This is a genomic window from Antribacter soli (assembly GCF_021568775.1).
Taxonomy (GTDB): domain Bacteria; phylum Actinomycetota; class Actinomycetes; order Actinomycetales; family Cellulomonadaceae; genus Antribacter; species Antribacter soli.
In genome coordinates, this window is the sequence record NZ_JAKGSG010000062.1 from 17,114 (window position 1) to 33,947 (window position 16,834).

16 protein-coding genes are annotated in these 16,834 nt (G+C 73.7%); 8 read left to right on the plus strand and 8 right to left on the minus strand.

What is annotated here, in order from left to right:
* Window positions 1–108: 108 nt before the first annotated feature.
* From L1785_RS21160 to L1785_RS21170, 3 genes are read left to right on the plus strand one after another with little or no spacing between them, the layout of a single operon-like run.
* The gene (locus L1785_RS21160) at window positions 109–1,038 is read left to right on the plus strand and encodes a carbohydrate ABC transporter permease (protein ID WP_236091262.1); all 930 of its coding nucleotides are present in this window, start codon (window positions 109–111) and stop codon (window positions 1,036–1,038) included.
* The gene (locus L1785_RS21165) at window positions 1,035–1,880 is read left to right on the plus strand and encodes a carbohydrate ABC transporter permease (RefSeq protein WP_236091234.1); all 846 of its coding nucleotides are present in this window, start codon (window positions 1,035–1,037) and stop codon (window positions 1,878–1,880) included. Before L1785_RS21160 ends, L1785_RS21165 begins: the two co-directional genes overlap by 4 nt.
* A gap of 28 nt (window positions 1,881–1,908) precedes the next feature.
* Window positions 1,909–2,937 (plus strand): LacI family DNA-binding transcriptional regulator, encoded by a 1,029-nt coding sequence (locus L1785_RS21170; RefSeq protein WP_236091235.1) that lies wholly within the window; start codon window positions 1,909–1,911, stop codon window positions 2,935–2,937.
* Window positions 2,938–2,994: 57 nt separating this feature from the next.
* Here L1785_RS21170 and L1785_RS21175 read toward each other — a convergent pair whose 3' ends face one another.
* Window positions 2,995–4,023 carry an NAD-dependent epimerase/dehydratase family protein gene (locus L1785_RS21175; RefSeq protein WP_236091236.1) on the minus strand — a complete coding sequence of 343 codons (1,029 nt, stop codon included), beginning with the start codon at window positions 4,021–4,023 and terminating at the stop codon, window positions 2,995–2,997.
* An 89-nt stretch (window positions 4,024–4,112) separates the two neighbouring features.
* Here L1785_RS21175 and L1785_RS21180 point away from each other — a divergent pair, with 89 nt between their 5' ends.
* Window positions 4,113–4,640 carry a hypothetical protein gene (locus tag L1785_RS21180; RefSeq protein ID WP_236091237.1) on the plus strand — a complete coding sequence of 176 codons (528 nt, stop codon included), beginning with the start codon at window positions 4,113–4,115 and terminating at the stop codon, window positions 4,638–4,640.
* A gap of 60 nt (window positions 4,641–4,700) precedes the next feature.
* Here L1785_RS21180 and L1785_RS21185 read toward each other — a convergent pair whose 3' ends face one another.
* A complete protein-coding gene (locus L1785_RS21185; protein ID WP_236091238.1) occupies window positions 4,701–5,918 on the minus strand; it encodes an Mrp/NBP35 family ATP-binding protein in 1,218 nt (405 codons plus the stop codon).
* A gap of 168 nt (window positions 5,919–6,086) precedes the next feature.
* Here L1785_RS21185 and L1785_RS21190 point away from each other — a divergent pair, with 168 nt between their 5' ends.
* Window positions 6,087–7,943: a hypothetical protein gene (locus tag L1785_RS21190; RefSeq protein WP_236091239.1), complete on the plus strand. Its 1,857-nt coding sequence runs from the start codon at window positions 6,087–6,089 to the stop codon at window positions 7,941–7,943.
* Between the two features lie 6 nt (window positions 7,944–7,949).
* Here L1785_RS21190 and L1785_RS21195 read toward each other — a convergent pair whose 3' ends face one another.
* Window positions 7,950–8,429 (minus strand): DUF1003 domain-containing protein, encoded by a 480-nt coding sequence (locus L1785_RS21195; protein WP_236091240.1) that lies wholly within the window; start codon window positions 8,427–8,429, stop codon window positions 7,950–7,952.
* Window positions 8,422–9,699 (minus strand): magnesium transporter MgtE N-terminal domain-containing protein, encoded by a 1,278-nt coding sequence (locus tag L1785_RS21200; RefSeq protein WP_236091241.1) that lies wholly within the window; start codon window positions 9,697–9,699, stop codon window positions 8,422–8,424. The genes L1785_RS21195 and L1785_RS21200 overlap by 8 nt, the downstream gene beginning before the upstream one ends.
* Window positions 9,700–9,834: 135 nt before the next feature.
* On the opposite strand from L1785_RS21200, the gene L1785_RS21205 reads away from it, so the two are divergent.
* Window positions 9,835–10,578 carry a YflT domain-containing protein gene (locus tag L1785_RS21205; protein WP_236091242.1) on the plus strand — a complete coding sequence of 248 codons (744 nt, stop codon included), beginning with the start codon at window positions 9,835–9,837 and terminating at the stop codon, window positions 10,576–10,578.
* A gap of 66 nt (window positions 10,579–10,644) precedes the next feature.
* Here L1785_RS21205 and L1785_RS21210 read toward each other — a convergent pair whose 3' ends face one another.
* Window positions 10,645–12,231 (minus strand): aminopeptidase P family protein, encoded by a 1,587-nt coding sequence (locus tag L1785_RS21210; protein WP_236091243.1) that lies wholly within the window; start codon window positions 12,229–12,231, stop codon window positions 10,645–10,647.
* Between the two features lie 52 nt (window positions 12,232–12,283).
* The gene (locus tag L1785_RS21215; protein WP_236091244.1) at window positions 12,284–13,147 is read right to left on the minus strand and encodes an alpha/beta fold hydrolase; all 864 of its coding nucleotides are present in this window, start codon (window positions 13,145–13,147) and stop codon (window positions 12,284–12,286) included.
* Window positions 13,148–13,306: 159 nt separating this feature from the next.
* Between L1785_RS21215 and L1785_RS21220 the strand changes: the two genes are divergently transcribed.
* On the plus strand, window positions 13,307–14,155 hold the full coding sequence (locus L1785_RS21220) for a PHP domain-containing protein (RefSeq protein WP_236091245.1): 849 nt from the start codon (window positions 13,307–13,309) through the stop codon (window positions 14,153–14,155).
* The gene (locus L1785_RS21225; protein ID WP_236091246.1) at window positions 14,152–14,805 is read left to right on the plus strand and encodes a MarC family protein; all 654 of its coding nucleotides are present in this window, start codon (window positions 14,152–14,154) and stop codon (window positions 14,803–14,805) included. Before L1785_RS21220 ends, L1785_RS21225 begins: the two co-directional genes overlap by 4 nt.
* Before the next feature lie 4 nt (window positions 14,806–14,809).
* Here the strand turns inward: L1785_RS21225 and L1785_RS21230 are convergent, their stop codons facing one another.
* Both L1785_RS21230 and L1785_RS21235 read right to left on the minus strand, forming a co-directional pair.
* On the minus strand, window positions 14,810–15,106 hold the full coding sequence (locus L1785_RS21230; protein ID WP_236091247.1) for a DUF1905 domain-containing protein: 297 nt from the start codon (window positions 15,104–15,106) through the stop codon (window positions 14,810–14,812).
* Window positions 15,107–15,214: 108 nt separating this feature from the next.
* Window positions 15,215–16,831, minus strand: coding sequence for a DEAD/DEAH box helicase (locus tag L1785_RS21235; protein ID WP_236091248.1), 1,617 nt, complete (start codon window positions 16,829–16,831; stop codon window positions 15,215–15,217).
* Window positions 16,832–16,834 lie beyond the last annotated feature (3 nt).

The window sequence follows — 16,834 nt, forward strand, 5'->3', positions numbered from 1 at the left end:
ACGGGCCCGGCAGGCCGCGGCCGGCGTCGGGCAGAAGGAGCCTGCGTGACCACCACCAACGACCTGGCCGGAGCCCTCGGCGGCACGGCCCCCAGCCGGACGACCCAGGTGCCCCGGCGTTCCCGGACCGTGCCGGCCCGGCGAGCCGCAGCGCCCTGGGCGTTCCTGGCCCCCGCGATCGTCCTGTTCGTCGCCTTCCTGGCGGCGCCGATCCTGTACTCGCTGTACCTCAGCTTCCGCACCGAGAAGGTGAGCGGCCTCGGCCTCGGGCCCGGGTCGCGCACCGAGGTGTGGAACGGCCTGACCAACTACACGAGCGCGCTGGCCGACCCGGAGTTCCTGGCGTCCGTCGGCCGCGTGGGCATGTACGGGCTCGTCGTGGTGCCGGTGATGCTGGGCTCGGCGCTGCTCTTCGCGCTGCTGCTCGACGCCCGGCGCTCGCGGGCCCGCCGCTTCTCGCGCATCGCGATCTTCCTGCCGTACGCGGTGCCCGCCGTGATCTCGTCGCTGCTCTGGGGCTTCCTCTACCTGCCGGGCGTGAGCCCGTTCTACTGGGTCTTCGACCAGCTCGGATGGGACGTGCCGTCCCTCTTCTCCAACCGGCTCGTGCTGTTCGCCGTCGCGAACATCGCGGTCTGGGGCGGCGTCGGCTTCAACATGGTCGTGATCTACACGGCGCTCAAGGCCATCCCGTCCGAGCTGTACGAGGCCGCGGAGCTCGACGGGGCGTCGCAGGTCGGCATCGCGCTGCGCGTGAAGATCCCGATCGTGCTGCCGTCGATCATCATGACGTTCGTCTTCTCGATGATCGCGACGCTCCAGGTGTTCGCGGAGCCCACCACCCTGCGCCCGCTGTCCAACACGATCTCCACGACGTGGACGCCGCTCATGAAGGTGTACCGCGACGCGTTCACGCGCGGCGACCTGTACTCCGCGTCGGCGACCTCCGTGATCATCGCAGTGGCCACGTTCGTGCTGTCCCTCGGGTTCCTGCGGCTGGTCCAGTCGCGGGCGTTCGGTCAGGAGAACAACCGATGAGCGTCCGTGCCTCGACCCGCCCCAGCATCATCGCCACAGCGATCCTGGTCCTGGGCGCCCTGTACTGCCTGCTGCCCGTCGCCTGGGTCGTCGTGGCGTCCACCAAGAGTGCCGGTGAGCTCTTCTCGACGCTCACGTTCTTGCCGTCCACGCACCTGCTGGACAACATCGCCGAGCTGGTCGCCTACCGCGACGGCCTGTTCTGGCGCTGGATGGCCAACACCGCGCTCTACGCGGGAGTCGGGGGCGCGCTGTCCGCGATCGTGTCGGCCATGGCGGGCTACGCGCTCGCGAAGTACCAGTTCGCGGGCAAGGCGGCCGTCTTCAACGTGCTGCTCGCCGGCGTGCTCGTGCCCGGCGTGGTGCTCGCCATCCCGCAGTACCTGATGCTGGCCCAGGTCGAGCTGACCAACACCTACTGGGCCGTGCTCCTGCCCAGCATCATCAGCCCGTACGGCATCTATCTCGCGCGCATCTACGCGGCGGCCGCCGTGCCGGACGAGGTGGTGGAGGCCGCCCGCACCGACGGCGCGGGGGAGCTGCGGACGTTCGCGCAGGTGGCCGTGCCGATGATGCTGCCCGGCCTCGTGACGGTGTTCCTCTTCCAGTTCGTCGCGATCTGGAACAACTTCATGCTGCCGTACATCATGCTCGGCGACGACAGGCTGTTCCCCATCACGGTGGGCCTGTCCGGCCTGCTCAACCAGGGTGCGTCCCAGCCCGCGATGTACACGCTGGTGATCACGGGTGCCCTGCTGAGCGTGATCCCGCTCGTCGCGCTGTTCCTGCTGCTCCAGCGGTTCTGGCAGGTCGACCTCGCGGCCGGCGCCGTGAAGGCCTGACATGGCACGGTCCCTAGACTCACGTTCCATGGAGGAGAGGGATGGCGGCGCGCCCGCCCGGCGCCGTCGGCCGACGATCCGTGACGTCGCCGCCGCGGCCGGAGTGTCGCGCGGCACGGTGTCGCGCGTCATCAACGGCGGGCACTGGGTGTCGCCCGACGCGCTCGCGGCCGTGCAGGAGGCGATCCGCAGCACGGGGTACGTGGCGAACCAGCACGCCCGGTCGCTCGTCACCGCGCGGGCCAACTCCGTGGCGTTCCTGCTCACCGAGCCGCAGCACCTGCTGTTCGAGGACCCCAACTTCTCCGTGCTGCTGCGCGGCGCCGCGGAGGCGCTCGCCCGCCGGGAGATGCCGTTGCTGCTCATGGTGGCCGGCACCCCCGACGAGCGGCGGCGCATCTCCCGGTACGTCGCGGCCGGGCACGTCGACGGCGTGCTGCTCATCAGCTCCCACCGCGACAACCCCATGCTCGGCGAGCTGCTCGACCACCGCGTGCCCGTCGTGTCCTGCGGCGTCCCGCTCGGGTACGAGGACCGGATCGGGTACGTGGCCGCCGACGACCGTGCCGGCGCCCGGACCATGACCGACCACCTGCTCTCCCGCGGGCGCAGGCGCGTGGCGATGATCACCGGGCCGCTCGACACCCCCGGCGGCACGCTGCGCCTCCAGGGCTACCGGGAGGCGCTCGGGGACCTGTACGACCCCCAGCTCGTGGCCAACGGCGACTACTCGCGCGAGTCCGGCCGGCTCGCGATGGCGGCGCTCCTCGAGAGGCGGCCCGACCTCGACGCTGTCTTCGTCGCCTCCGACCTCATGGCCGCCGGCGCGCTCGTCGCCCTCCAGGCGGCCGGGCGGCGGGTGCCCGAGGACGTGGCCGTCGGCGGGTTCGACGACTCCGGCGTCGCCGCCGCGCTCCACCCCGCGCTCACGACGATGCGCCAGCCCTTCGAGCGGATCAGCGCCGAGATGGTGCGGCTCTTGCTGGAGGTCGTCGACGGGCAGGCCCCGGCGGCGATCACCCTGCCGACGTCGCTGGTGGTCCGGGCGTCGTCGTAGCTGCCCGACGGCGGTCGCTCGGCCCCGGCCGCCCGGCCCGCCCCCGTCGTTCTCGCGTCAGGGGAGGGCGGCGAGGATCTCCCGCTCCTCCGCGCGGGTCAGGCCCGTGACGGTCGCGTCCGGCGTGGCGCGCAGCCACGCCAGCGTGTCGCGGGCCGTGTCCGCGAAGGGCCGGATCCGCAGGCCCGCCGCGAGGGACCCCGTGACGTCGTGCGCCAGGAACCCCGTGGCCTCGGGCTCGCCGATCCAGAGCGGGAGCGAACGCGGGCCCGACCACGGCGTCACGTCGTGCTCGGCCAGGACCGCCGCCGCAACGGGCACCAGCGCAGGCGCTGCGTCGACGCCCGCGGCGACCTGCGCGAGGAGCCCCGACCGTGGGAGCGGCGGGCAGATCCCGTCGAGCACGCCGGTGCGGCGCACCTCGGCGCTGTCGACGATCCATACGGCGAGGTCGCGCACGTCGATCAGCTGCACCGGCTCGTCGACCGGCTCGGGGACGAGCACCGGGCCGCCGTCGGCCGCCGCGTCCGCGAGCCGGGCGGGCCAGTAGGTGAACCGGCCGGTCGGGTCGCCCGGGCCGACGATGAGGCCGGGCCGGATCACGAGCGCCGCCGCCGCCCCGGCCAGGACCGCGTTCTCGCAGGCCACCTTCATCGCGCCGTAGACCTCGGGACTCTCCTTCGGGTCCTCGTCGGTCCCCACGGGGTCCACCAGCGGCAGCGTGGCGGGCGTGCCGCCGGGGGTCGTCGTGTCGGCGTAGACGTTGACCGTGGACACGAACGTCCAGTGCGCGTCCGGGAAGTCCGTGACGGCCCGGCGGACGTGCGACGGCGTGCGCGAGACGTCGACCACGGCGTCGAACGGCGTCGTGCCTCCTGCTCGGCCCGATCCTGCTGTGCCCGAGCCTGCCCTCGTGAGCTCGTCCGGGACCGGTTCCGCGCGATCCCACCGGACGAAGGCCGCTCCCTCGGGAGGGGTGCCGCTGACCCCGCGGGCGGTGCACGTCACGTCGTGGCCGCGCCGCACCGCCTCCTGCGCGACCACGCGGGAGAGGAAGCCTGTTCCGCCGAGCACGAGGATCCGCATGGATCTACCTCACCGGACCGGAGCGGCGGCGGCCAGCGGATCTGCCGGCAGCGTAAGGACGGACGCCCGTTGTGGGAGCATCGTCCCTCATGACCGATCTAAGCATCCTGGACTGGGCCGAGCTGGCCGTTGCTGTCGCGACCGTCCTGGCCGCCGCCTTCGCCGGCATCCAGGTGGTCGGGCTCCGCCGCGACCAGAACGCGGCGGAGCGTCGCGAGTACGAGGCCGTCTCGATGATGTGGACCGTCGTCGAGGCGCCGCTCGCGGCGGACGCGGACGGCCTTGCTCGGTGGGTCCTCAGGTTCACGCTCGCGAACCCCGGGCGCATGCCGATCGACGACGTGCAGTGCGTCGTCCACGTGGGCGTACCCGTCCGACGGGTGCACTTCGACGGAAGCAGCGAAGAGCCCACGGACACCCTGACCTTCATCCAGACCATCGTCTCGGGAACGACCACCCGGACGTGGGATCGCAAGTTCGTGGTGCCGTACGAGGACCGCAACTTCGTCTCGGGCATGCGGGTCGACGTGACGTTCCGTGACATCCGCGGTGAGGTCCGGACCAACACGTGGCCCCGCCCGGCCCGTCCGACGGCGGCGGGGGCGCTCGCTCGCTGAGTGACGCTCGTGCCGGTGCCGGTGCCGGTGCCGGTGGCTCTGGCCCCGAACGGCCCAGGCTCAGACCGGGCTGATCCCCAGGCTGCGCCCGGCCAGCCCGCGCCGTCGGCCGGCGAGGGCGCGCGCGACCTCCTGCAGCACCTTGGCGGCGGCCGAGTCCGGGTCGGCGAGGACCACCGGCAGCCCGGCGTCACCGCCCTCGCGGACGGCGACGTCGAGCGGCACCTGGCCGAGCAGCGGAACGTCGGACCCGAGCAGCGTCGTGAGCCGCTTGGCGACCCGTTCGCCGCCGCCGGATCCGAACACGTGCAGCCGCGACCCGTCGGGCTGCTCCAGCCACGACATGTTCTCCACCACGCCGACCACACCCTGCGAGGTCTGGATCGCGACCGAACCGGCGCGCTCGGCGACCTCGGCGGCGGCGGCCTGCGGGGTCGTGACCACCACGATCTCGGAACCGGGCAGGAGCTGCGCCACGGAGATCGCGATGTCGCCGGTGCCGGGCGGCAGGTCGAGCAGGAGCACGTCGAGGTCGCCCCAGAACACGTCGGCGAGGAACTGCTCGAGCGCGCGGTGAAGCATCGGCCCGCGCCACACGACGGGCTGCCCCTCGGGCACGAACATGCCGATCGACACGACCTTGACGCCGTGCGCGATCGGCGGAAGCAGCATGGAGTCGACGCGGGTCGGCTGGCGCGTCACGCCGAGCATGCGGGGGATCGAGAACCCGTAGATGTCGGCGTCGAGCACACCGACGGACAGACCCTCGGCGGCCAGGGCGACCGCGAGGTTCGCCGTGACGGACGACTTCCCGACGCCACCCTTGCCCGACGCGATCGCGTACACCTTCGTGAGCGACCCGGGCTGCGAGAACGGGATCACGGGATCGCCCGACCCGCCGCGCAGGCGAGAACGCAGGGACTGGCGCTGCTCCGGCGTCATCACCCCGAGCTCGACCGCGACGGAGCCCACGCCCGGCACTGCGGCCACGGCGGCCGCGACGTCGTTCACGAGCGTGTCGCGCATGGGGCAGCTCGCCACGGTGAGGTCGACGCCCACCACGACGTGGCGACCTTCGCCCGGCCCGGCGGCGCCCGTCCCGGCGGCGCCCGGCCCGGCGGCGCCCGGCTCTCCGGCGTCGGCGGCGTCGCGCACCTCGATCGAGCGGAGCATGCCGAGGTCGGTGATCGGCCGCCGGATCTCGGGGTCGACCACGCCGGCGAGCGCGGCGCGCACGCGCGTCTCGACCGGGTCCGTGGGCTCGCTGGGTGAGGTCATGACTCGATCCTAGGGCCCGTGCGTGCCGCACCCCGGTACCGAGATCTGCGGCCCGGACCGCAGATCTCGGCCCGGACTGCGACCCACACGGCGAACCGACGGCGCGGGGGGTCGTTACCAGGCCGTTATCTCGGATAGGCTGCGGCACCCGGGGGGAGGGAGGGCGTCATGGGCGAGAGCACAGCTGGGGGGGCGGTCCTGGTGCCCACGACGGTCCGCCGTGTCGCCACCGAGGACCAGGCACGACAGCTCGCGCACCGGCTGCAGCGCCCGGACCGGGCGTGGCCGGTGGTGGTCATCTCGACGCCCGCCGGCCGGGACACGCCCTTCGTCGATCCGGGCCGCGTGCTCGACGAGGTCTCCGGGCTGGCCGAGGTCGTCGTGATCCCCACCGGCGACATCTCGTGGGAGTTCTCCCGGCACATGCCCGAGGGCACGCAGGTCTACGGCGGCGCCTCCCGCGTCTACGGGACGGGTCTCGACTGGGTGCACGTGCCGCAGCGTTCGCCGCTCCACTTCGCCTACACCGCGGCGGACGGGACGCGCCTCCAGGAGCGTCTGGTGCGCGACGCGCTGGCGGGGGCGTTGCACGCTGGCCTCGTCGGCGCTGCCGAGCCTGCCCCGGGAACCCGCGGGACGCGCGGCCGGGTGCTGGGTGTCCTGGGCTCGCGTGCCCTGGTACAGACGGACGACGACGGCCAGGTCACCATCGCCGAGGAGCTCACGCTCCCGGGCGTACCCCTGGGCCGGCTCCTCGCTCCCGGCATGCCGGTGTCCGGCGTCCTCGACCGGGCCGGCCGGGTTCTCGACGTCCGCGGCATGCTGCCCGACGCCGGCCGGCTGCGTCAGGTGGTCAGGCTCACCTACCGCGTGGGCCAGGTCGTGCTGGGCCGTGTCGAGGCGGTGGACGACGCCGCGGTGACGATCGCGCTCGCCCCCTGGGTCGTGGTGCGCGTGCACCGCTCGGAGGTGACGGGCAACGACCTGGACCTGCTCGGCGACCTGTTCACGGTCGGCGAGGTCGTCACGGCGCGGATGGTGCCCGCCCCGCTCGAGGGCGTCGGCCTGCGGCTCGATGACGTGGACGAGGGGGAGGCGCCCGTGCCGGCGATCGCGTTGCTCGACGGCGGACCGCCCTGGCTCGAGCCGCCGCCCGTCACCGCGACCGAGGAGGAGCCGGCCGACCTGCACGGCCCTGACGGCGTGTCGGCGATGCCCGCGCCCGAGGCGGTCGGCGTCGGGCCGCCTGTCCCGACGCCGCGAGCCGTGGCCGCGATGCTCGCGGGCGCGTCCCCCGCGCCGGCCCCCGCCGGTCCGCCGAGCACTCGCGGCGGAGGCAAGGCCGCGCGCCACCTGAGCCTCGCGCTGGACGCCGAGCGCGCGAAGGTGACCGCGCTGGAGAGGGACCTGCTCGAGGTCCGGCTGGCACACCGCCAGGGCGAGGTGGAGCTCGAAGGGCTGCGCGCCTACGTGGCGGAGCTGCAGGAGCGGATCGCCCGTCGCGACCAGCACGTCGAGCAGAAGAAGACGGAGCTGCGCAAGGCGCGGACCGAGGCGGCGACGCTGCGCCGCCGCCTCGGCGAGCTCGGCGGCGTGGACGACGGGGACGAGCGGCTCTTCCTCGACCCCGAGGAGCAGTTCCGCTTCGAGGTCGGAGCCACGTGGGCCCACACGATCCGGGCGGCGGAGAAGCCGCACCTGCCGCTCGGCGGGTACACGCTCGGGCCGCGGTTCCTCGCGTCGCTGGACGAGGTGGAGGGCGTGAAGCGGGATCGCGTCGTGTGGACGGTGGTGCACGTCGTCACGGGCAACGCGAGGAACGTGAACGGTCTCGAGCTGCACCACCTGCGCACCGGCGCGGGCGGCGACGACCCGGTGCGGGTGCGCGACGGCGACGGCGCCGTCTGCTATCGCGTGTCGCTGCAGGTGAACACGCCGTCGGCGCGCCGGCTGCACTTCTGGAAGGTGCCGGGCGGCACCTACGAGCTCTCGCGTGTCGTGGTCCACGACGACACCGAGCCGTGACCCTGCCTACCTCTCCCGCTCCTCGAGCTCCTCCAGGAGGTTGCGGATCTCGGACCGGACGAAGTCGCGTGTCGCCACCTCGGACAGGGCGATGCGCAGCGCCGCCATCTCGCGGGCCAGGTACTCCGTGTCGGCGAGGTTCCGTTCGCCGCGCTGGCGGTCGCGCTCGGCCGTCACGCGGTCCCGGTCGTCCTGGCGGTTCTGCGCGAGCAGGATCAGCGGCGCGGCGTAGGACGCCTGGAGCGACAGCATGAGCGTGAGCGCCGTGAAGCCGTTCGCCGCTCTGTCGAACCGCAGGTCCGGGGGACCCCACGTGTTCCATGCGAGCCAGACGATGCAGAAGAGCGTCAGGTAGATGAGGAACCGGGGCGTGCCGAGGAAGCGGGCGATTCCCTCGGTCGCCTTGCCCACCGCGTCCTCGCCGAGCCGGATGCGGGGGATCACCAGGCGGCGCTGCTCCAGCGGGGTGTCGAGCCGGTCAGCCACGGGACGCCTCCTCGTCGAGCCGTTCGTCGTGGCTCTCGCGCCAGTCCTCGGGAAGGATGTGGTCGAGCACGTCGTCCACGGACACCGCGCCGAGCAGGCGCTTCTCGGCGTCGAGGACCGGCAGGGCGAGGAGGTTGTACGCCGCGAGCAGTCGGGTCACCCGGCCCAGCGTGGCGTCGGGCGTGAGGGGCTCCGTGTCGGAGTCGAGGATCGAGCCGACGCTCGCGTGCGGGGGCTCGCGCAGCAGCCTCTGGAAGTGCGCCACACCGAGGAAGCGGCCCGTCGGCGTCTCCAGCGGGGGCCGGCACACGAACACCATCGACGCCAGAGCCGGCGGCAGGTCCTGGCGGCGGATCTGCGCAAGGGCGGTCGCGATGGTCGTCTCCGGGCCGAGGATCACCGGCTCGGTGGTCATGAGGCCGCCCGCCGTGTAGTCCTCGTACTCCAGCAGGCGCCGCACGTCGCGCGCCTCCTCCGGCTCCATGAGCTCCAGGAGCTGAGCCGTCTGCTCGTCGGACAGCTCGTGCAGGAGGTCGGCGGCGTCGTCGGGCTGCATCGCCTCGAGCACGTCGGCGGCGCGGTCGCGGTCGAGGCCGGAGAGGATCTCGACCTGGTCGTCCGTGGGCAGCTCCTCCAGCACGTCCGCGAGGCGTTCGTTGTCCAGGGCCGTGGCGACCTCGAGCCGGCGCGACTCGCCCAGCTCGTGCAGCACGTCCGCCAGGTCGGCGGGGCGCAGGTCCTCGTACGCCTCGAGCAGGCGGGCCGCGCCCTGCGTCCGCGTCGTCGCCGCGAGGCCCGTCACCGCCTCGACCGGCACCGTGAGCGTCGCGCCGCGCCGCCGGAGGCTCAGGGTCGTGACGCGCTGCGGGCGGCGGCGGACGAAGAGCTGGTCCACCAGCCAGTCACCCGTGCGCTGGCGCGCCATCGACACGTCCTCGACGACGGCCTCGCCCGAGCCGTCGACGAACCGGACGGTGCGGTCCAGCAGCTCGCCCAGCACCAGCGTCTCCATCGCCCGCTGCTCGAAGCGGCGCATGTTCACCAGGCCGGTGCTGATCACCTGGCCCTGGTCGATACTCGTGACCCGCGTCAGCGGCAGGAACACCCGCCGCCGGCCGGGCACCTCGACGACGAGGCCCACCGCGCGCGGCGCGCCCTTCGCCCGGACCAGCACGACGACGTCGCGCACCCGCCCCACCTGGTCCCCGATCGGGTCGAAGACCGCGGTCCCCGCCAGGCGCGCGACGTACACGCGAGTTGTGACGCTCACGCTGGTCAGCCTACGGTCCGCCGCGGTGCTCCGCCGTGTTCGCCGCAGGTCCCGGGCGCGCCCCCGGGCGACCCGGCGGGTCCGGTACCGGGTGTCGTCCTCGCCAGGACGGGCGATGTGGTGGAAACTGGGCCGATGAGCATGTCCCGCCCGGGTGCCGTCCCGAAGGTCCCGACCCTGCCGGCCGGTGACGAGGTGGCCGCCTTCCCCACGTACATCGAAGCCCAGAAGGCCGTCGACTACCTGTCCGACAACAAGTTCCCCGTCGAGAACGTCACCATCGTCGGCACCGACCTGCGGATGGTCGAGCGCGTCACCGGCCGCCTCACCTACGGACGCGTCGCGCTCGCCGGGGCGCTGTCCGGGGCCTGGTTCGGCTTCTTCGTGGGGCTGCTCCTGACGCTCTTCGCCGGGAGCACCGCCAGCGGCGTGCTGTTCGTCGGCATCGCGCTCGGCGCCGGGTTCGGCCTGCTGTTCTCGGTGCTGTCCTACGCGTTCACGGGCGGGCGGCGCGACTTCACGTCGTCCTCCCAGATCGTGGCCACGTCGTACGCGATCCTGTGCGCGCGCGAGCAGTCGGACGACGCGCGTTCACTGCTCGCCCGGTCGCCCGGCGGGCTCGGCCGCGGCGGGGCCGCGCCGTCGTGGGGGTCGCCGGCCGCGGGGGCCGGTGCACCGGCCACACCGCCCGCCCCGGTTGCGACGCCTGCGCCGACGCCGGTCGCGACGCCCGCGCCGCCCGTCGGCGCGCCGGCGTCGGACAACGGCGAGGCGCCCGACACCCCGGCCCGCACGCCCGACCCCCGCTGGACGACGCCGACGGGCGAGCCGCGCTACGGCGCGATGCGCCCGTCGGACGACGACAAGCCGCACAGCTAGCCGCCCGCCCCACCCGCCCTGGGGCGGGCGGGGCGGCGTGTGCGACGCGCACTGACGCGGGCTGCGTCAGCCGCGCAGCGACGCCATCCAGGCCTCGACGTCCTCCGGGCGTCGCGGCAGGGCGGCCGAGAGGTTCTCGTTCCCGTCGGCCGTGACGAGCACGTCGTCCTCGATGCGCACCCCCATGCCGCGGTACTCCTCCGGGACGGCCAGGTCGTCGGCCTTGAAGTACAGGCCCGGCTCGATCGTGAACACCATGCCGGGCTCCAGCACACCGTCGAGGTAGAGGTCGCGGCGCGCCTGGGCGCAGTCGTGCACGTCGAGGCCCAGGTGGTGCGACGTGCCGTGCACCATCCACCGCCGGTGCTGCTGGCCCTCGGGCGTGAGCGACTCGGCGGCCGGCACGGGCAGCAGGCCCCACTCGTCGAGCCGCGCGGCGATGACCTCCATCGCGGCGGCGTGGATGTCTCGGAACTTCGCGCCCGGCACGGCGACGGCGAAGGCGGCGTCGGCCGCGTCGAGCACCGCCTGGTAGACCCGGCGCTGCACCTCGGTGAACGTGCCGGTCACCGGGAGGGTGCGGGTCACGTCGGCCGTGTACAGGGAGTCGACCTCGACGCCGGCGTCGAGCAGGAGCAGGTCGCCCTCGCGCACGACGCCGTCGTTGGTGATCCAGTGCAGCGTCGTCGCGTGCTCGCCCGCGGCAGCGATGGTCTCGTAGCCGACGGCGTTGCCCTCGAGCCGCGCGTGCGCGTCGAACGTCGTCTCGACCACGCGCTCGCCGCGACGGTGCGTCACGGCGCCGGCCAGCGACCGCACGACGGCCTCGAAGCCCTCGGCGGTCCGCGCGACCGCCTCGCGCATCTGCTCGATCTCCAGCTCGTCCTTGACGAGCCGCAGCTCGGAGGTCGCCTCGACAAGGGCTGCATCGGTGAGCCCGGTGGCCGACGTCGTCCCGTCGACCTCGGCCGCCTCTGCGGTAGCCGTCGCGGCGCCCGCCTCGGCGCGCAGGCTCTCGACCAGGGTCTCCACGTGCTCGTCGGAGCCGGTGACGACGAGCAGCAGCACGCCGCCCTCGCCGAGGTCCTTCGCGAGCGCGTCCCGCAGCTCGTCGATGTGGCGCGCCTCGATGCCCGTCAGCGTCTCGACGTCCTCCAGCGTGGGCCGGGCGCCGACCCAGAACTCGCCGTACCGCGAGTCCGCGTAGAACTCCTCGGTGTCGCGCGCGGCGAGCGGACGCACGTACAGCACGGCGTGGTGGCCTGAGCCGTCGTCGCCGGTGCCGGGCTCGACCGGGTGCAGCACGAGGACCGCGTCGGGCTCCTGGTCGGTGCCGAGGCCCGTCAGGTGCGCGAACGCCGAGTGCGGACGGAACCGGTAGTCGGTGTCGTTGGACCGCGGCTTCAGGGGGCCGGCGGGGACGACGAGCCGGGCGCCGGGCAGGCGCTCCGAGAGCCGTGCGCGGCGGGTCGCGGTGAACGGCACCGCGGGGGACGCCGTGATGCCGAGGTCCGCCCGCGGGCCCCAGCCGCTCGTGATGAAGTCCTTGAACGCCTGGGAGGCGGGTCGCTGCGACCGCGCAGACGCCCGGTCCTCGACGGTCTGGTCAGCGGGGACGTCGCCGGCTGAAGAGTTCTCGTGAGGGTCGCTCATGGCGCACAGTCTGTCATCACGTGCCGTCCGTACGAAGTTGCCCTCGGCAACCTCACACGCGGGCGAAGTCCCCCAGGGCGCGCGTCAGGACGCGGTTGTACGCGTCGGGCGCGTCCGTGTTGACGTCGTGCCCAGCGCCGGGGACCACCACCAGTGCACCGTCCCGGGCCGCCGCGAGGTGACGCTGCTCCTCCAGGCGCATGGTGTCGCGCGCGCCGTTGACGAACCAGACCGGCACCTCCAGCGCCCGGACGTCCGTGAGGGACGACCGGCCGGCAAGGTGGGAGAGGGCGTCGGTCACCACGTCCCAGCCGGGGCGGTAGGGCCCGGCGGCCTGGCCCGGTGCGACGGTCAGTGTCCGCAGGTCCGCTCCGCCCGGGGCGGACGCAGGCCCGCGCAGGCGTGCGCCGTCGGGCCGCAGGAGCCACGGGCCGCCGGCCTGCCGGACGGACTCCGCCCAGGCCAGCGAGCTGCGCCCGGCGGTGCGGACCGCGGCATGCCCGGCGACGACGCGGCGGGCCAGCTCGCGGTACGCCGCGACGGGCTTGCCGCGCGGGTCGGTCGTGCAGCCGGAGACGAGGACGCCGGCGAGGCGGTCCGTCACCGGGGTGCGCCGTGCCGCCCACGCGAGGGACGTGTAGCCGCCGAGGCTCAGCCCGACCAGCGCGACCGGCGCGGCGGGGTCGAGCGAGGCGGCGGCGTCGTCCAGCGCGTCGAACGCTCCCGGCATGCTGAACCGCGCGTCCCGCAGCGCGCCGTGCGCGGGCAGGTCCACCGCGACGGCCTCGTGCCCCGCGGCGCGCACGTGCTCGAGCTGCTGCTCCCAGATCGCCGACGACGTCCGCATCCCGTGCACGAAGACGACGCCCGGCCGTGGGGCGCGGGCGTCGTGGGAGGACTGGTCGGGAGAGGTCATCCCTCCATGGTGCGGCACGGGATTGGCGGGCCGACGCACGGCGGCAGAACGGATCGTGAACGTGCTGTGGAGAGGGGCTAGGGATCGGGCCAAAGCGGGTGCTGCACCTCACGCCGGACTGCGGGCCTCGCCGGGCCGCGCGTTCTCTAGACTGAGCCGGTGATCGACCTCCACACCCACTCCACGGCGTCCGACGGTACCGACGCCCCGGCGCAGGTGATGGAGGCCGCGGCGGCCGCGGGCCTCACCACCGTCGCCCTCACCGACCACGACACGACGTCCGGCTGGTCCGAGGCGACCGACGCGGCAGTCCGCCTCGGCGTCGCGCTGGTCCGCGGCGCCGAGATCTCGGCGCTGGCCGAGACGGCGGCCGGTCGCGTCAGCGTCCACCTCCTCGCCTACCTGCACGACCCGGCGCACCCGGCCCTCCTCGCGGAGCTGGAGAAGACGCGGGCCGACCGCGAGACGCGGGCGCAGCGCATGGTGGTTCGCCTCGCCGAGGACTACCCGATCACGTGGGACGACGTCCTGGCGCAGACCGAGCCGGGCACGACGATCGGCCGGCCGCACCTGGCCGACGCGCTCGTCGCGTCGGGGGTGGTCGGCGACCGGGACGAGGCGTTCGCGACGATGCTCCGGCCCGGGACGCGCTACTACGTGGGACACTACGCGCCCGACGCGGCCGACGTCGTCCGTGCCGTGCGCGACGCCGGTGGCGTGCCCGTCTTCGCCCACCCGGGCGCCGACGCGCGCGGCCGGATCGTGCCGGACTCGACGATCGCGGAGCTTGCCGCTGCCGGCCTCGCCGGCCTCGAGGTGGACCACCGCGACCACACGCCCGCCATGCGTGACCACCTGCGGGACCTCGCGGGTGCGCTCGGCCTCCTCGTCACGGGGTCCAGCGACTACCACGGCCGGGGCAAGCTCAACCGGATCGGGGAGAACACGACGGCACGGGAGGTGCTCGAGGCCATCGAGGCTCAGGGGAAGCTGGACGTCGTCCGATGACCGACTGGTTCGACGTCGTCCTGTTCACCGAGGTGTTCGTGACGCTCTTCGTCATCATGGACCCGCCCGGCACGGTGCCGGTCTTCCTCGGCCTGACCAGCGCGATGGGCGCCCGGCAGCGCAACCGCGCCGCCCGCCAGGCGATCCTCGTGTCGCTCGGCGTGATCGTGGTGTTCGCCCTGTTCGGGCAGCAGGTGCTGCACTACATGGGCATCACGCTGCCCGCGCTGCAGGCGTCGGGCGGCCTGCTGCTGCTCGCCGTCGCGATGGAGCTGCTGACCGGAAAGATGGAGGAGCCCAAGCCGTCGGGCAACGGCAGCGTCAACGTGGCGCTGGTCCCGCTCGGCACGCCGCTGCTCGCCGGGCCGGGCGCGATCGTCGCGACCATGGTGTTCGTCCAGCAGCGCGTCGGCTCGGGTGACGCCCGGCTCGGGCACTGGCTCGCGATCGCGGCGGGCATCGTCGCCGTGCACCTGTCCACCTACCTGGCGATGCGGTTCGCAGGCGTGATCCACAAGGTGCTGCGCGACTCCGGCGTCACCCTCGTCACCCGCATCGCCGGCCTGCTGCTGGCGGCGATCGCCGTCCAGATGATCGCGACGGCCGTCACCGAGTTCGTGACCAACCCGACGGTGGCGCTGGGCGGCTGACGGCTCAGACGTCGACCGTCTCCAGGGCCACGCTCACCGGCTCGTCCGGCGTCAGGCCCTCCTTGGTGCGCACCGCCTTCTTGACCGGCAGCACGTAGCACTTCTCCCGGTCGCTGGGGAACACCGACGTCGACCAGGTGGTCGACCCGACGGTGACCCGGACGCGGATCGAGCCGAAGCCGCGGGGCGGGAGCGGCAGCGCCGCGAGGTCGTCCGAGAGGTCCTGCGGGACCGAGACGAACCACCACGAGTCGCTGCGCATCTCCCACTGCCACAGGGGCGCGGTGAAGGTGAGCTGCACGCGGTCCACCCTAGGCCCGCCGAAGCAGAACGTGGGGGGGCCGCCCCCCCCCCCCCCGGGGGGTTGTGGGTCCCCCACGTTCTGCGACGTCAGGTGCCGTCGAGCAGCTCAGGCCTCTGTCGTGGCCGGCCCGTTCTCGCCCGGGCGGCCACCGCGGGTGCGCCGGCGGCTGCGGGACCGGCGGCGCGCGGCGTCACCGTCGCCGTCTCCGCCGGGCGACTCGGCCCGGGTGCTCGACGCCGGGCGGTCGCCCTCGCGCGAAGGCGACCGGCCGCCGTCGGCCGCCGTGGAGTGCGAGCCCGTACGCGGCGCGCGACCGCCGCCGGTGCGCGGCGGGGCCGACCGGGTGGTCCGCTTGCCCGTCTCGCCGAGGTCCTCGAGCTCCTCGGCGTCGAGGCCGGCGAGCCTCTGCTCCGACCTGGGGAGCCGGCCCTTGGTGCCGGCCGGGATGCTGAGGTCGGTGTACAGGTGTGGCGACGTCGAGTAGGTCTCGACCGGCTCGGGGAGGCCGAGCGCGAGCGTCCTGTCGATGAGGGACCAGCGCGGCATGTCGTCCCAGTCGACGAACGTGACCGCTGTGCCCGAGTTCCCGGCGCGGCCGGTGCGGCCGATCCGGTGCAGGTACGTGCGCTCGTCCTCGGGGCACTGGTAGTTCACCACGTGCGTGACGTCCTCGACGTCGATGCCGCGCGCCGCGACGTCGGTGGCGACGAGCACGTCGATCTTGGCGTTGCGGAACGCGCGCAGCGCCTGCTCGCGCGCTCCCTGGCCGAGGTCGCCGTGGATGGCACCGGCGGCGAAGCCGCGCTCGCGCAGGTCGTCCGACACCTTCGCCGCCGTGCGCTTGGTGCGCGCGAACACGATGGTGCGGCCGCGGCCGTCGGCCTGCAGGATGCGGGCGAGGACCTCGACCTTGTCGAGCGCGTGGGCGCGGTACACGACCTGCTTCGTGTTCTTGACGGTCGCGCCCTCGTCGTCCGGCTCGGCGGCGCGGATGTGCGTGGGCTGCTTCATGTAGCGGCGGGCCATGCTGACCACCGCGCCGGGCATCGTCGCGCTGAACAGCATCGTGTGCCGCTGCGCGGGGGTCTGCGCGAGGATCTTCTCCACGTCGGGCAGGAAGCCGAGGTCGAGCATCTCGTCGGCCTCGTCGAGGACCACGGTGTTGGCGCGCAGCAGGGTCAGGTGGCCCTGGTTGAGCAGGTCGATCATGCGGCCCGGCGTGCCGACGACGACGTCGACGCCGGTGCGCAGCGCCTCGATCTGCGGCTCGTACGCGCGACCGCCGTACACCTGCACGATGCGGACCGAGCGCTTCGCCGACGCGGTGGCGAGGTCGTTCGCGACCTGCACGGCGAGCTCGCGGGTCGGGACGACCACGACCGCCTGGGGCTTGCCCGGGCCGACGAGCTGGTCGTAGCCCTCCTCGCCCGGGGCGACGACACGGTTCAGCAGCGGGACGCCGAAGCCCAGCGTCTTGCCGGTGCCGGTCTTGGCCTGGCCGATGATGTCGTGACCCGACATCGCGACCGGCAGGGTCATCGCCTGGATGGGGAACGGGTGGGTGATCCCGGCGTCCGCGAGGGCCGCGACGATCTCGGGCCGGACGCCGAAGTCGGCGAAGCTGACATCCTGGGCCTGGATCGAGGAGCTCGTACTGGAAACCGGGTCGGTAACAGCCGCGGTCGCGGCCGGTGTGTCTGTGGTGGTCACTGGCGCCTTCATCTC